This is a genomic window from Sinorhizobium terangae (genome assembly GCF_029714365.1).
Classification (GTDB): domain Bacteria; phylum Pseudomonadota; class Alphaproteobacteria; order Rhizobiales; family Rhizobiaceae; genus Sinorhizobium; species Sinorhizobium terangae.
Genome location: NZ_CP121659.1, coordinates 3,744,270 through 3,760,116, shown reverse-complemented (window position 1 = coordinate 3,760,116; position 15,847 = coordinate 3,744,270). Strand labels below are relative to the sequence as shown.

The 15,847-nt window shown below is 62.4% G+C and carries 10 protein-coding genes; 7 read left to right on the top strand and 3 right to left on the bottom strand.

What is annotated here, in order from left to right; translation table 11 throughout:
• Positions 1-12: 12 nt before the first annotated feature.
• Positions 13-1,026: a chemotaxis protein CheB gene (locus QA637_RS17645; RefSeq protein ID WP_283062541.1), complete on the top strand. Its 1,014-nt coding sequence runs from the start codon at positions 13-15 to the stop codon at positions 1,024-1,026.
• A gap of 77 nt (positions 1,027-1,103) precedes the next feature.
• Here the strand turns inward: QA637_RS17645 and polA are convergent, their stop codons facing one another.
• A complete protein-coding gene (polA, locus tag QA637_RS17640) occupies positions 1,104-4,118 on the bottom strand; it encodes a DNA polymerase I (RefSeq protein WP_283062540.1) in 3,015 nt (1,004 codons plus the stop codon).
• 506 nt (positions 4,119-4,624) lie between these two features.
• Between polA and QA637_RS17635 the strand changes: the two genes are divergently transcribed.
• The 3 genes from QA637_RS17635 to QA637_RS17625 all read left to right on the top strand — a co-directional run bounded on the left by QA637_RS17635 (position 4,625) and on the right by QA637_RS17625 (position 7,932).
• Positions 4,625-5,068 (top strand): MarR family winged helix-turn-helix transcriptional regulator, encoded by a 444-nt coding sequence (locus QA637_RS17635; protein ID WP_283062538.1) that lies wholly within the window; start codon positions 4,625-4,627, stop codon positions 5,066-5,068.
• Positions 5,069-5,258: 190 nt separating this feature from the next.
• Positions 5,259-6,650 carry a M20/M25/M40 family metallo-hydrolase gene (locus tag QA637_RS17630; protein WP_283062536.1) on the top strand — a complete coding sequence of 464 codons (1,392 nt, stop codon included), beginning with the start codon at positions 5,259-5,261 and terminating at the stop codon, positions 6,648-6,650.
• 331 nt (positions 6,651-6,981) lie between these two features.
• Positions 6,982-7,932: a lysylphosphatidylglycerol synthase transmembrane domain-containing protein gene (locus tag QA637_RS17625; RefSeq protein WP_283062534.1), complete on the top strand. Its 951-nt coding sequence runs from the start codon at positions 6,982-6,984 to the stop codon at positions 7,930-7,932.
• 40 nt (positions 7,933-7,972) lie between these two features.
• On the opposite strand, the gene QA637_RS17620 is transcribed toward QA637_RS17625, so the two are convergent.
• Positions 7,973-8,464, bottom strand: a complete 492-nt coding sequence (locus QA637_RS17620) for a hypothetical protein (RefSeq protein WP_283062532.1) — start codon at positions 8,462-8,464, stop codon at positions 7,973-7,975.
• A gap of 105 nt (positions 8,465-8,569) precedes the next feature.
• Positions 8,570-9,460: a DMT family transporter gene (locus tag QA637_RS17615; RefSeq protein ID WP_283062530.1), complete on the bottom strand. Its 891-nt coding sequence runs from the start codon at positions 9,458-9,460 to the stop codon at positions 8,570-8,572.
• 509 nt (positions 9,461-9,969) lie between these two features.
• Between QA637_RS17615 and QA637_RS17610 the strand changes: the two genes are divergently transcribed.
• The 3 genes from QA637_RS17610 (at position 9,970) to dnaJ (ending at position 15,796) form a co-directional block, all read left to right on the top strand.
• The gene (locus QA637_RS17610) at positions 9,970-12,204 is read left to right on the top strand and encodes a transglycosylase domain-containing protein (protein ID WP_283064995.1); all 2,235 of its coding nucleotides are present in this window, start codon (positions 9,970-9,972) and stop codon (positions 12,202-12,204) included.
• A gap of 262 nt (positions 12,205-12,466) precedes the next feature.
• Positions 12,467-14,389, top strand: a complete 1,923-nt coding sequence (gene dnaK, locus QA637_RS17605; protein WP_153441161.1) for a molecular chaperone DnaK — start codon at positions 12,467-12,469, stop codon at positions 14,387-14,389.
• A 264-nt stretch (positions 14,390-14,653) separates the two neighbouring features.
• The gene (dnaJ, locus tag QA637_RS17600) at positions 14,654-15,796 is read left to right on the top strand and encodes a molecular chaperone DnaJ (RefSeq protein ID WP_153441160.1); all 1,143 of its coding nucleotides are present in this window, start codon (positions 14,654-14,656) and stop codon (positions 15,794-15,796) included.
• Positions 15,797-15,847: the final 51 nt, after the last annotated feature.

The following is a 15,847-nucleotide window of genomic DNA, read 5'->3' as shown; positions in this document are numbered from 1 at the left end:
ATGGAGCATTCCATGGCCCACCGCGACGTGATCGCGATAGGGGGGTCGATGGGAGCAATCGGCGCACTGAAACATTTGCTTCGCGAGCTTCCTTCCGACTTCGCCGCCACTGTATTCGTCGTCATTCATGTGGGCGCGCGCGGGAAAGATCTGCTCGCTGATATTTTCAACCAACATGTGGAGATTGCCGTCAAGACGGCAGTCGATGGCGAGCATGTCGAGTGCGGTTGCGTATATGTTGCGCCGGCCGACCGTCATCTCCTCGTTCTCGACAACAAGATTCGGCTCGGCCGCGGGCCACGGGAGAACCTCTCTCGACCGGCAGTCGATCCGCTTTTTCGATCGATTGGCCTGAGCTATGGGCCAAGGGCGGTAGGGGTCGTGCTCACCGGCATGCTGAACGACGGGGCAGCGGGCCTCGCCGACCTCAAGCGATGCGGCGGCATAACCGTTGTTCAAAATCCGTTGGATGCGGTTGAACCAGGCATGCCCATGGGGGCGCTCAAAGCCAGCGACGTCGACTATCGGGCTCCGCTCGCGGACCTCGGCTCGCTGCTCCTCAAGCTCACCGGCGAACAGGCCGGTCCGGCTGTTCCCATACCGTCTGATATCAGGCTGGAGGTCGATATAGCGCTCGGCCGCCCGGTCGATCCAGCCGCGATCGGCACGATTGCAGACACCGTGCCCCTGTCATGTCCGGCCTGCGGCGGCGTTCTTTCCGAGATCAGGAGCCGGCCGCCTCTCAGATTCCGCTGCCAGGTTGGCCACGCCTACACATCCGAGACGCTGGTCACAGAGAAGGAGGGTGCCGTGGACGAGGCGATGAGGGTGGCGCTCAGGATCATCGAGGAAAGGGTGACGCTCTGCGAGAAGATGGCGGACGACGCCTGGCGCAGCGGCTTGGACGCGGCCGCCAGGGCAAACAAGCAGCGGGCGGAAGAAATCCGGGGACACGCCGAAACCTTGCGCGGCGCCATTCTCGCCAAAACCGACGTGCCCGCCGATAAAGTCGACGATGCAGAGTAGATGCCCCAAGTCCCCTCCCAAACGCTCCGCGCTGGGAAGAGGTGGACGGTACGAATTCCGCTCTACTGCATGATGCTCTAATGCGCCTCGTCCCAATTGTGCGCGGCGCGGGCATCGACCTTCAGCGGCACTTTCATGTTAAGCGCCGGCATGGCAGCGTTTTCCATTACCGAGACGATCACCGGAATGGTGCGCTCAATTTCGCTGTCCTCGACCTCGAAGATCAGTTCGTCGTGCACCTGCAGGAGCATCCGTGCGGAGAGCTTCGCGTCGTCAAGAGCCGGCTCCATCTTCACCATGGCGCGGCGGATGATGTCGGCGGCGGAGCCCTGGATCGGCGCATTGATCGAGGCGCGTTCGTTGAAGGCGCGATGCGACGGATTGGAGGAGCGGATATCCGGATAGTGGGCACGACGGCCAAAGATCGTTTCGACATAGCCATGCTCGCGAGCAAAGGCCTTGGTGTTCTCCATATAGTCGCGGATGCCGGGGAAGCGCTCGAAATACTTCTTGATGTATTCACTCGCTTCCGAACGCTCGATCGAAAGCTGATTGGCGAGCCCGAAGGCGGAGATGCCGTAGATGATGCCGAAATTGATCGCCTTGGCGCGGCGGCGGATTTCGCCCGGCATGCCGTCGACGGGAACCCCGAACATTTCGGACGCGGTCATCGCGTGGATGTCGACGCCGTCGGCGAAGGCTTGGCGGAGCTGCGGAATGTCCGCCACATGGGCGAGCACCCGAAGCTCGATCTGGCTGTAGTCGGCAGAAACCAGCTTGTGTCCCGGCGTCGCGATGAAGGCCGTCCGGATCTTACGGCCCTCGGCGGTCCTGATCGGAATGTTCTGCAGGTTGGGGTCGGCCGAAGAGAGACGGCCTGTGGTCGTCGCAGCCAGCGCATAGGACGTGTGTACGCGCCGTGTTTCCGGATGCACGAAACCCGGTAACGCATCGGTATAGGTGGATTTCAGTTTGGTGAGCTGGCGCCAGTCGACGATTTTGCGCGGCAGCTCATGGCCTTCGGCGGCAAGCTCCTCCAGAACCTGCGCCGAAGTCGACCATTGGCCGGTCTTGGTTTTGGAGCCGCCCGGCAATCCCATTTTGCCGAAGAGAATGTCGCCGAGCTGCTTTGGCGAGCCGATCGTGAAGTTTTCCCCGGCCAGGCGATAGATCTCGTCCTCGAGCGCCGCAGCACCCTGCGCAAGCTCTCCCGAGAGACGCGAGAGAATCTGGCGATCGACGGTGATGCCGCGCTCCTCCATATGGGCAAGAACGCCGACCAGCGGTCTTTCGAGCCGCTCATAGACGCGCGTCAGCCCCTTGGAGGAAAGTTGCGGCTTCAGGACGTGCCAGAGTCGCAGCGTCACGTCTGCCTCTTCCGCCACATAGGCAGTCGCCCTGTCGATATCGACGAAATCGAACGTGAGCGAAGACCGCCCGCTGCCGGTGATGTCCTTGTAGGCCGTCAGCTTGTGATTGAGCCACCGCTCGGACAGGGAATCCATGCCATGAGCACCGTTGCCGGCATCTATGACATAGGACATCAACATGGTGTCGTCGAAGCTTTGCATGGTGATGCCGTGCCGCTTCATCAACAGAAAGTCGAACTTCAGGTTCTGTGCGACCTTCAACACCGACGGATCCTCGAGCAGAGCCTTTAGCCGGCTCAGCGCCTCGCGGACGGGGACCTGATTTTCGAGGAGACCGCCGCCAAGCAGATCGCCGGCGCCATTCTTGTGGATCAGCGGCACGTAAGCCGCCCGGATCTCCGCACCGGAGGGATTGTCGCGATAATCGGCGATCGCCAGCGAAAAGCCGACGAGATCCGCCTGCATGGCGTCGGCCGATGTCGTTGCCACGTCGAAACCAACCACGCCGGCATCGCGCGCATCAGCGATCCATCGGTCGAGCATCGCAAGATCGCGGATCGCGACGTAACCGGAACGATCGAAGGAAGCCTTGGCAAAGAATTCGGCGCGCGCCCGCGCAAGCCCCTGCGGCGTCGCGCCGGTGACGTCCGCATCCTCGGCGCCCGCAACGAAGGAAACGGCCGCCTTGGCCGCCGTTCCGCGCGGCGGAGCGGTGCTCGAGGACTCGGCAGACGGCGGTGGGCCGGCGGCCTCGCCGACATCGAGATCCGGTCCGTGCGCCTCGATGCCCCATTCGATCGGCACATGGGCCGGTTCAATTGCTTCGGCGTCCGTATCCGTCGCCGCCGCGACGCGGCGCGTCAGCGTGTTGAATTCCATGGTCTTCAGGAAGGCGATGAGCTTCGGGCCGTTTTGCGGCTCGAGTCTCAGATCCTCAAGCGGAACGTCGAGAGGGGTATCGTTCTTCAAGGTCACGAGTTCGCGGGAAAGGCGCGCAAGGTCGGCATTGGCGATGATGCTCTCGCGCCGCTTCTGCTGCTTGATCTCGCCGGCGCGTGCAAGCAGCGTATCGAGATCGCCGTATTCTTCGAGCAGTTGGGCAGCGGTTTTCGGTCCGATGCCGTGGATCCCCGGCACGTTGTCGGTCGAATCGCCCGTCATCGCCTGGAGGTCGATCATCTTCTCCGGCGGCACGCCCCATTTTTCGATCACCTCGGGGATCGTGATCTGCTTGTCCTTCATGCTGTCATACATCGACACCTTCGGCGTCACCAGCTGCATGAGGTCCTTGTCCGAGGAAACGATCGTGACATCGGCACCCGCTTCTTCCGCAAGCCTTGCGTAGGTCGCGATCAGGTCGTCCGCCTCATAGCCTTCCTTCTCGATGCAGGGCAGGTTGAAGGCGCGGGTCGCATGCCGGATCAGCCCGAACTGCGGGATCAGATCTTCGGGCGGCGCCGTACGGTTCGCCTTGTACTGGTCATAAAGCACGTTGCGGAAGGTCTTCGAGGAATAGTCGAAGATCACCGCGAAATGTGTCGGCGCCACCCCAACCGACGTATCGCGCGCGTCGGTCAGGAGCTTCCACAGCATGTTGCAGAAGCCGGCAACCGCATTGACCGGAAGACCGTCGGACTTGCGGTTGAGCGGCGGGATGGCATGGAAGGCCCGGAAGATGAAGCCGGAGCCGTCGACGAGGAAGAGGTGATCACCGTTTTTCATGCGGCCATGGATAGCGCGGGGTGAAGCAAACGTCCATTGCGGTTTTCACCGGCAGTGCCTATCTCGAGCTAACGCGAGCAGACGCCGACGCCGCCCGAAGGCTCACGGAAACGTTACACATTTGTAATGTGCGATTCAGTCGGACAATCCTTGAAAAGCCACATTTGGCTCCTCAAATTATTATCGAACGGCACTGCAATGATGCCGTCGTCTGGTGATTGGCCTGTCCCCCGCCCGCACCAGATGTGGACAAAGGCCTTATCCCCCTCTCCGGGCCTTTGTCCTGCTTTCAAAGAGCCGTCACGGCGCCGCCTCCGCGCCGCGACGGTTTTTTGTTGCGCAGTTTTCGCTCGCCTCCGCGCCGCCTACAGTGCCGCGCGTCTTAAATCGGGCGCCCCATTTATGGAGGCACGCATGGGCTCAAATCCCTGTGAAGTCAGGGTAAATCGGCTCCATCGCCGGCTTTGTAACTTGTCTTCGCCCCGGTTCACGCGTACCCATAGGCCATGGCCTTCAATCGTATGGAATCTGCGACATACCTGGCCAGCCTGCTGGCAAAAGGCTTTTCGCGCGCCCTGCAGGAGCGGGGCCAGAAGCTCGGCTTCGCGCCCGGCCAGTTTCCGGTTCTGCTTGAACTCTGGTCCGAGGAGGGCCTGACGCAAAAGCAGCTCCTCGCTCGGCTGGACATCGAGCAGGCGACCGTGGCCAACACGCTCGCGCGCATGGAGCGCGACGGGCTCATCACCCGCCGCAAGCACCCGAGCGACAGGCGCTCGCAACAAATCTTCCTGACGGAACGGGCGAGAGAGATCGAAGCGGCGGCGAAGGAAGCGGCAATCGCGGCGGAGCAATCGCTGCTGTCGGGCTTTCGCCGCTTCGAACGGGAGCTGATGCTCGAATTCATGCGCATGGCACTCGCCAATACCGCGCGCAACGGCGACGCTTCCTGAACCCGCGAAGGACAGCTTTATCGCTGGATCAACGATTTAGCCTGAAGCCGCACGCAGTCGATTCTCAGCACGCCGCGCAGCCAAATGGCCGCGGCAATACCTTGAGATGTACAAAATCCTTCTCTGAAACCGATTTCGTTTTTTCGGGGTTATAGGCTAGGTTCCGCGCGAAACGCACATAAGGATTCGCATGATGGCAGATATCATTCCCGTTCTGGAGCGCGCCGACGCCAACCTTCCGAAGAGCCTCAACCGGCTTTTCGACCTCGTCCGCATCAAGTCCATTTCCACCGACCCGGCCTTCAAGGCGGAGTGCCGCAAGGCGGCCGAGTGGCTGGTCGCGGAACTGAACGGACTCGGCTTCACTGCCTCCGTGCGCGAGACGCCCGGCCATCCGATGGTCGTCGCCCACCACGTCGGCGCAAAGGCCAACGCTCCGCACGTGCTGTTCTACGGCCACTACGACGTACAGCCGGTCGATCCTCTGAACCTGTGGGACGCACCTCCCTTCGAACCGGCGATCAAGGAGATCGAGCCGGGGCGTAAGGTCATCACCGGCCGCGGCACGTCCGACGACAAGGGCCAGTTGATGACTTTCCTCGAAGCGGTGCGCGCCTACAAGGAAATCCACGACGCGCTTCCCTGCCGGATCACCATTCTCTTCGAAGGCGAGGAAGAGTCGGGCTCGCCGTCGCTGAAGCCCTTCCTTCAGGCCAATGCCGCCGAGCTCAAGGCCGACTATGCGCTCGTCTGCGACACGAGCATGTGGGACAGCGAGACGCCGGCGATTTCCGCAGGCCTGCGCGGCCTCGTCGGCGAGGAGATCGTCATCAAGGCCGCGGACCGCGATCTGCACTCGGGCTATTTCGGCGGCGCGGCAGCCAACCCGATCCACATCCTGACCGATATTCTTGCCGGCCTTCACGATGAGACGGGCCGCATCACGCTCGAAAACTTCTACGATGGCGTTGAAGAGACGCCCGCCCAGATCAAAGCGTCCTGGGACACGCTCGGCCAGACGGCCGAGAAATTCCTCGGCCAGATTGGTCTGTCGATCCCCTCTGGCGAGAAGGGACGTTCCGTGCTCGAACTGACCTGGGCGCGCCCGACGGCCGAGGTCAACGGCATCACCGGCGGCTATACGGGCGAAGGCTTCAAGACGGTGATCGCGGCGCAGGCATCGGCCAAAGTGTCGTTCCGGCTCGTCGGCCATCAGGATCCGGCAAAAATCCGCGAGACCTTCCGCGCCTATGTGCGGTCGAAGGTGCCGGCGGACTGCTCGGTCGAGTTCCACGCCCATGGCGGCTCACCGGCGATCCACCTGCCCTATGATTCGTCCTTGCTGAACACGGCGAAGATGGCGCTTTCCGACGAATGGCCGAAACCGGCGGTCGTCATCGGCATGGGCGGTTCGATCCCGGTCGTTGGCGATTTCCAGCGAATGCTCGGCATCGAATCGCTGCTCGTCGGCTTCGGCCTTTCCGACGACCGCATCCATTCACCGAACGAGAAATACGAACTCGCGTCCTTTCACAAGGGGATCCGCTCGTGGATCCGCATCCTCGACGCGCTGGCCGCCTGATTGCCTCTCTCAAACCGTGGCGGAGCTTTCGCCACGGTTTGCCAAAGGGGACCCCGCAATGCCTTCACGTTTACACATCCCTGGCCTTGGACCCGCTTGCATCTTTCCGGATGAGCATCGGATATCCGGTCATCGCTGCTTGACCTCGTGGCTGCAGGATGCTTCCCTTTTCAAAACGATCAGAATGGGGAAATGGGCTGTTGGCTAGGTCGACGACCGAGACATCGCGTTGCGGACGCGGCCCTTTTGGAATGCGGAACAGGGATGGCATACTTCGCCGTCCTCCAAGGTCCCCTGTCAACCTCGCCCGCGGAAACACCCTGGCGCCGGCATGGAGAGGTTAAAAGCCTATTTTTGGCCCGCCGTCGGACTGGCGGCGATCCTGATTTCGGGCAATGCGCTCTACCATGAACTGCGAGGCCTTTCGGTCGATGAGTTCATCGCCAGTTTCCAGGCGATCTCGCTCGGAAGCTGGCTGCTTGCCATCGGCGCGACCCTCGTCGCCTACGCAGCACTTGCCGCCTATGACAAACTCGCACTCGATCATCTCGGCCACCATCACATTTCCATCTGGTACATTACGGTCTGCTCGTTCACGACCTACGCGCTCTCGCACAATCTCGGCGCGTCGGTGTTTTCAGGCGCCGTGGTGCGCTACCGGGCCTACCGGTCGAAGGGACTGACGGCCGGCGAGGTCGGCATCCTCGTCGCCTTCTGCTCCTTCACCTTCACGCTCGGCACGCTGACGCTGTCGGCCATCGTTCTGTTGGCGAAGCCCGACATCATCGAACGCTTTGCGGAATTCCTGCCGATCGAGATGTCGCTGACCTCCGGGGTCATCATCCTCGTGCTCATCGGACTTTACGTGCTCGGCAGCCTGATCGGCCTTCGCCCGATCCGCACGCGCTGGTTCCAGCTTCACTATCCAAGACCCGCGATCGTTCTCAGGCAGTTGGTGATAGGTCCCGTCGAACTCCTCGGCGCCGCCGGCATCATCTATTTCGCACTGCCAGAGGTCGGCAATCCCGGCTACATCGTCATTCTCGGCATCTTTCTCGCCTCCTTCTCGGCAGCGCTGCTGTCGCATGCGCCCGGCGGACTCGGCGTACTCGAGCTCGTCTTCATCGCGGCGCTGCCGGAGGTGGATCCGGCCGGCGTGCTGGCGGCACTCGCGATCTTCCGACTGCTCTACCTCCTCGTGCCGTTCGTCATGGCGCTCGTTGTCATCCTGATCTACGAGCGCTTGCGCTTCCTGGCGCAACGAAACGGCGGCATGCCGTAGCCGGCGGCTGAATCCCTGAAAGGCCGCTGCAGGGAGTCGATCAGGGCACGTCACAGACGGCAGGTACTGCCTGCTCGATCGGCCCCTCTACCTCCTTGAGCCGCGCCGTCTCGATCTGATAGGGCGTGAAGGGCGGCGCCTGCTGCGCCGGATTTATGATGCGGGCGACATAGCAGCCGGCAAATAGACGGATCTTTTGAGGCCGCTCGATGGATTTGACCGCGACGGGAATGGCGGCATAGACGCTGCCGGCTGCACCCTCGGTCGTCACCTTTCCAACCCTGACCTCGACCGAAACGGTATTCGCATAGCCGCGCGAGAAATCCGCGAACCCCCCGACCGGCTGCGTGTCGGCGAAATAACCATAAGCGCGGGCATATTCCTTGCGGTTGATGGCGTTGTAGAACGAACGCACGAGCGCGGCGCCGTCGGAGCGATCGTCGATATAGGGGAGCGCCTCCTCGGCCGAGGCTTCGGCCTTCACCACCGCGAGGGCTGCAAATGCGATCGCTGCCGTCAAACAAACCTTCATCGCCTTCTCCTTAACCGAAGGCCTATTCAAGACCCGGCAAGTGGCAGCCAGAAGGCAAGACAGGTTTCGCTGCCCGCGATGGCCGAGTGCGGAAGCGATGCGGGATCACTTCGGCGGCAGGCCGGCCTTGCGCCTCGCGACGACATGCTCGCGCCAGACCGTGAAGATGCCGGCTGCGACCACCAGGATGGATCCCAGAATCATGTTTGCCGTCAGCGTCTCGCCGAAGATGGTGACGCCCATGATCGAAGCGAAGACGAGTTGCAGATAGGTGAGCGGCTGGACGGCGACGGCATCGAGCATGTCGTAGGCGCGAATCAGGAAATAGTGACTCGAGGTCCCGGTGACGCAGAGCAGCAGCATCCAGCCCCAATCGGCCGGCGCCAGCGCCGTCCAGAAGAACGGGCCCACCAGGCTGATCGCAGCCGCGCCGACAATGCCGGTGTAGAAGAAGCTCGTCATCGCCGAATCGCCGCCGCGGCTCGCCAGTCGCGTAGCGATAATATAGATGGAAAACATGAGCGCCGCCGAGAGCGGCAGCAGAAAGCTCATGTCGAAGCCGCCCTGTTGCGGCTTCAGAATCAGGAGCACGCCGACAAGGCCCGCCGAAATCGCCGCCCAGCGCCGCCAGCCGACCCGCTCTCCAAGGAGCGGCATGGACAGGAGCGCAACGAAGAGCGGGGTGGCCGCCAGGATGGCCTGCGAATGCGCCAGGCCGACGATCGTGAAAGCGGTGATGACGATCACGATCTGCGCCGGCAGCAACACGCCGCGCAGCACCTGCAGCGCCGGCTTCTTCGTCACGATCGTCGCCTTGAGCCCGCCCGGCGCCCGCGCCGCCAGCACCACGGCAAAGGCGGCAAAGGCCCAATAGCGGATCATCGACACGAAGACCGGCGGATAGATGGCGCCAAGATGCTTGGAAATGCCGTCCTGGATCGCGAAGATAACGATCGCAAGAAGCGCGAAGACGTAGCCGTTTGCCCTGGATTTCATGACGAGTCTGATATACCGGCGCCGGGCGTGGAGCCATGGCTTTTTCGGTGTGCGGTCGGCTGATACAAAAAGACCCCGAGCCGGGAGGAGATGGCTCGGGGTCCTTGAACTCGATCGGTTCCTGGGAGGAGGAGTGAAACCGATCCGTGATCGGGCGCCGCGGGAGGAGGTGCAGCGCTTCGATGAGTTGAAGATAAATCATTTCGGCTGATTTAATACCGTCAATGCTGCAATGCAGCAATGCGTTTGACGCAGGGCAAAATGGCAGGGGCAAAGTGGTAAGGCTGCGAACCAGAATTTGGTCGCGCTTAAGTTTGTAAATTCGGCAGTCAAAATGGCCCGAACTCATTGATCGGCAACTCTTAACTCCCCCTTAAATTGCCGCATTTAGAGTCCAACGCATCGGCCGGTGCGGCGAGATGAGATCGAACCGCACGACAGCAATGGCGCCGCCGGGGATCGCTTTCGAGCGATCAAGGTCCGGCCTCAAGGGGACATATCCTTCCGGCATGGCAGCACGCGGCAAATCAGGACAACGAATCGAACCTTCCTTCGGCGGCGTCGACAGCGATGACGACGATTTGCGCGTCGAGGCGAGCGACCGCGTGAGCGGAAGCGCCCGCCGGCCCGCCCGCGGCAAGTCCGAATCAGGCAAGCGAAAGGCTCGCGGCAAGCGCGGCAGTCAGCGCGGCTCCGGCAGCGGCGGCGGCTTTTTCGGCCTCGTGCGCAGGCTCGCCTATTGGTGCATCGTGCTCGGCATATGGGGCGCAATCGGTATCGGTGGGCTGGTGCTCTATTACGGCGCGCGGATGCCGAGCGCCACCAGTTGGTCGATCCCAGACCGGCCGCCGAATGTCAAAATCCTTTCGGTCAGTGGCGACATCATCGCCAATCGCGGCGCGACGGGCGGCGAGGCGCTGTCGCTCGAAAACATGTCGCCCTACATCCCGCAAGCGGTGATCGCCATCGAGGATCGCCGCTTCTATTCGCATTTCGGCGTCGATCCGCTGGGCTTGGCGCGCGCCATGCTGACCAATCTGACGACCGGCCGCATGGTCCAGGGCGGCTCAACGCTAACGCAGCAGCTCGCCAAGAACCTGTTCCTTTCGCCCGAGCGCACGCTGGAGCGCAAGGTGCAGGAGGTGCTGCTCGCCTTGTGGCTGGAGCAGAAATACTCCAAGGACCAGATTCTCGCGATGTATCTCAATCGCGTGTTCTTCGGTTCCAACGCCTATGGCGTCGAGGCGGCGTCGAGGCGCTACTTCAACAAGTCGGCGCGTGACGTCAATCTCGGCGAGGCAGCCGTGCTCGCCGGGCTGCTCAAGGCGCCTTCCCGGCTCTCGCCCGCCCGCGACCCTGACGCCGCCGAGGAGCGCGCGCAGGTGGTGCTCGGCGCGATGCGCGAGGAAGGCTTCATCACCGACGCCGAGATCAAGACGGCCATGTCGCAGACGCCCACCAAGGCCAAGAGCTTCTGGTCGGGCGCCGAGCACTACGTCGCCGACATGGTCATGGATCAGCTTCCCGGCATGATCGGTGAAATCAACCAGGACCTGGTGATCGACACGACGATCGACCTGACGCTCGAAAAGAAAGCCGAGGAAGCCATTTCCGCGACACTCGATGCAGAGGGCGGGAAGCTCAACGCTTCACAAGCCGCCCTCGTGTCGATTGACGGCACGGGCGCCATCCGGGCATTGGTCGGCGGCCGCGACTATGCCGAAAGCCAGTTCGACCGCGCCTCCAAGGCCAAGCGCCAGCCGGGCTCTGCCTTCAAGCCCTTCGTCTATGCGGCAGCCCTCGAAATCGGCCGCACGCCCATGTCGGTCCGGAACGACGCGCCGGTCCGGATCGGCAACTGGACGCCCGAAAACTACGATCAGAAATACCGCGGCGAGGTCACGCTTGCCGACGCGCTCGCCAACTCGCTGAACACGATCGCGGCCGAGCTCGTCATGGAGGTGGGCCCGCAGAACGTGGTCAAGCTCGCGCATCGGCTCGGGATCGATTCGGAGATGCAGGCGAACGCTTCGATTGCGCTCGGCACGTCTGAAGTGAGTCTCGTGGAGCTTACCTCCTCCTACGCACCTTTCATGAATGGCGGCTTCAAGGCGACCCCGCACGTCATCCGCCGCATCTCCACCGCCGACGGCACGGTGCTTTACGAAAATACCTACGATAATCCGCCGCGCGTGCTCGACCCGGCGATCGTCAGCGAGATGAACCAGATGATGGTGCGCGTGCTGACGGACGGCACCGGCAAGAAGGCTCGCATCAAGGGCTGGGAGGCGGCCGGCAAGACGGGCACGACGCAATCCTTCCGTGACGCACTCTTCGTCGGCTTTACCTCTAATCTGACGACCGGCGTCTGGTTCGGCAATGACGACGGCAAGTCGATGAAGAAGGTCACCGGCGGCGGGCTTCCCGCCAAGGCCTGGCATGACTTCATGACCGCTGCCCACGAGGGTCTGTCGCCCTCGCCGCTGTTCGGGACGACCGGCGTGCAGCCCATGTTCGACAACGGTGGCGCGGTCGCCGGCCCCGGCACCCTGCCCGACGGTTTCGCAACCGCCAATCCCGATGCGTTTCCCGAGCCGCCAGCAAGCGTGGACGGCACGGCCGCCATCGAACAGGTGCGACCCGCCAGCGGTGAGAGCGCCGGGCCCATCCCGCCCGCGGGTGTCGGCGAGACGACCGGCGCGACCCGCCGGACGACGCTATTCGAGCTGTTGACCGGCGGTTGAGCCGTCGCGCCGACTGCGCCTTTCGACCGGATTCGCCGAAGGTGCCAACGTGCCGTGCCGATATCGCTTCATCCCGCGATCAAGAGCGCTTGCTTTTGCCCCTGATCCCCCCGCAGAATGCCTTGCAGTCCGAAACGCCGGTCCTTATATACGCCGCATCGACGCAGCCTCGGCTGCAATGAAATCCAAAGACCATCCCGTTAGGGGCTGTCCCATGAATGCCTGACCGGGTTCCGACAGTCCGCTGCAAGGAGAGAACGACATGGCTAAAGTTATTGGTATTGACCTGGGAACGACCAACTCCTGCGTCGCCGTCATGGACGGTAAGGACGCGAAGGTGATCGAAAACGCCGAGGGCGCGCGCACGACCCCCTCGATGGTGGCATTCACCGACGACGGCGAACGTCTCGTCGGCCAGCCGGCCAAGCGCCAGGCCGTCACCAATCCGGAAAACACTCTTTTTGCGATCAAACGTCTGATCGGCCGTACCTTCCAGGATCCGACCACCCAGAAGGACAAGGGGATGGTCCCCTACAAGATCACCAAGGCCGACAATGGCGATGCCTGGGTCGAAGCGCACGGTAAAGGCTACTCGCCGTCGCAGATCTCAGCCATGATCCTTCAGAAGATGAAGGAAACCGCCGAATCCTACCTAGGCGAGAAGGTCGAGAAGGCCGTCATCACCGTTCCGGCCTACTTCAACGACGCCCAGCGCCAGGCCACCAAGGATGCCGGCAAGATCGCCGGCCTCGAAGTGCTGCGCATCATCAACGAGCCGACCGCTGCCGCACTCGCCTATGGCCTCGACAAGAAGGACGGCAAGACGATCGCCGTCTACGACCTTGGCGGCGGCACCTTCGATATCTCGGTTCTGGAAATCGGCGACGGCGTCTTCGAAGTGAAGTCGACCAATGGCGACACCTTCCTCGGCGGTGAAGACTTCGACATGCGTCTCGTCGAATATCTCGCCGGCGAGTTCAAGAAGGAACAGGGCATCGACCTCAAGAACGACAAGCTCGCGCTGCAGCGCCTCAAGGAAGCTGCGGAAAAGGCGAAGATCGAGCTGTCGTCCTCGCAGCAGACCGAAATCAACCTGCCGTTCATCACGGCCGATGCTTCCGGTCCGAAGCACCTGACGATGAAGCTGTCGCGCGCGAAGTTCGAGAGCCTGGTCGACGATCTCGTCCAGAAGACCATCGCGCCCTGCAAGGCGGCGCTGAAGGATGCCGGTGTTTCGGCTGCGGAAATCGACGAAGTCGTTCTCGTCGGCGGCATGACTCGCATGCCGAAGGTCCAGGAAACCGTCAAGCAGCTGTTCGGCAAGGAGCCGCACAAGGGCGTCAACCCGGATGAGGTGGTCGCCATGGGTGCCGCGATCCAGGCCGGCGTTCTGCAAGGCGACGTCAAGGACGTTCTGCTTCTCGACGTGACTCCGCTGTCGCTCGGCATCGAAACGCTCGGTGGCGTCTTCACCCGCCTGATCGAACGCAACACGACGATCCCGACCAAGAAGTCGCAAACCTTCTCGACGGCTGACGACAACCAGTCTGCTGTGACGATCCGCGTCTCGCAGGGCGAGCGTGAAATGGCGGCCGACAACAAGCTGCTCGGCCAGTTCGACCTCGTCGGCATCCCGCCGGCGCCGCGCGGCGTGCCGCAGATCGAAGTCACCTTCGACATCGACGCCAACGGCATCGTGCAGGTTTCCGCCAAGGACAAGGGCACCGGCAAGGAACACCAGATCCGCATCCAGGCATCCGGTGGTCTCTCCGATGCCGACATCGAGAAGATGGTCAAGGACGCCGAAGCCAATGCCGAGGCCGACAAGAAGCGCCGCGAGACCGTCGAAGCCCGGAACCAGGCGGAGAGCCTGATCCATTCTTCGGAGAAGTCGCTGAAGGAATACGGCGATAAGGTTTCGGAAACCGACCGCAAGGCAATCAGCGACGCGATCGCTGCCCTGAAGGCCGCAACCGAGGTTTCCGAGCCCGACGCCGAGGACATCAAGGCCAAGACCAATACGCTCATGGAAGTTTCCATGAAGCTCGGTCAGGCGATCTATGAGGCACAGCAGGCCGAAGCCGCCCATGCGGATGCCGCAGCGGACGCCGCCCGCGACGACGACGTCGTCGACGCCGACTTCGAAGAGGTCAAGGACGAAGACGGCCGCAAGCGGTCGGCATAAGGCATCTTTCGATCGTGACATCACAGGAGCCCGGGAGCGATCCCGGGCTTTTTTGATGCCCGATCGACCGCCGGCATGCGGTCGATCAGATGCCGGCGACGACGCAACAGGCCGCACCAGCGCCTTTTTCGACAAAAAACCACGCGTACCCCGAGTTGGCTATGGTATCGCGCTTCAAGGTTTACTAAATCCTGTGGCAAGATAATCAGGCAGCCGCCGGATCCCCGCGCTGGCACGCCTTGTCAATGGGACATTCTTTGAAGCATGAAACGTGATCTTTACGAAACGCTCGGCGTTGCAAGAAGTGCGGATGAGAAGGAGCTGAAAAGCGCCTTCCGCAAACTGGCGATGAAATATCATCCGGACAAGAACCCGGGCGACGCTGAAGCGGAAAAGTCTTTCAAAGAGATCAACGAAGCCTATGAGACGCTGAAGGACCCGCAGAAGCGCGCGGCCTATGACCGCTACGGTCACGCTGCATTCGAGCAGGGCGGCATGGGCGGCGGCTTCGGCAACGGATTTGCGGGCGGCGGTGCCGGGGGCTTCTCCGACATCTTCGAGGACATCTTCGGCGAGATGATGGGCGGCGGCCGCCAGCGGCGCTCCGCCGGCGGGCGCGAGCGCGGCGCCGATCTTCGCTACAACATGGAAATCTCGCTCGAAGAGGCCTATTCCGGCAAGACGGCGCAGATCCGCGTGCCAACGTCGATCACCTGTGACGTCTGCAGCGGCAGCGGCGCCAAGCCCGGCACGAGCCCGAAAACCTGCGCGACCTGTCAGGGCTCCGGCCGCGTACGCGCAGCGCAGGGCTTCTTCTCGATCGAGCGCACCTGCCCGACCTGCGGCGGCCGCGGCCAGACGATCACCGATCCCTGCACCAAATGTCACGGCCAGGGCCGGGTCATGGAGGAGCGTACGCTTTCGGTCAACATTCCGGCCGGTATCGAGGACGGGACGCGCATTCGCCTCTCGGGCGAAGGTGAAGCCGGCCTTCGCGGCGGCCCGGCGGGCGACCTCTATATTTTCCTCTCGGTCAAACCGCATGAATTCTACCAGCGCGACGGCGCCGACCTTTATTGCAGCGTGCCGATCTCGATGACGACGGCGGCGCTCGGCGGCAAATTCGACGTGGCAACGCTCGATGGTACCAAGTCCCGCGTCACCGTGCCGGAAGGCACGCAGGCCGGTAAGCAGTTCCGTCTAAAGGGCAAGGGCATGCCGGTGCTGCGCTCCAGCCAGAGCGGCGACCTCTACATCCAGATCCAGATCGAGACGCCGCAGAAGCTGACCAAGCGTCAGCGCGAGCTCTTGCAGGAGTTCGAGCAGATCTCGTCCAAGGAGAACAATCCGGAGTCGACGGGCTTCTTCGCCCGGATGAAGGATTTCTTCGACACGCTCAGCGACTGATATCGGTTCGAACACGACGCACCGCCGTCCCCCGACCTGAAAACCCTTGGG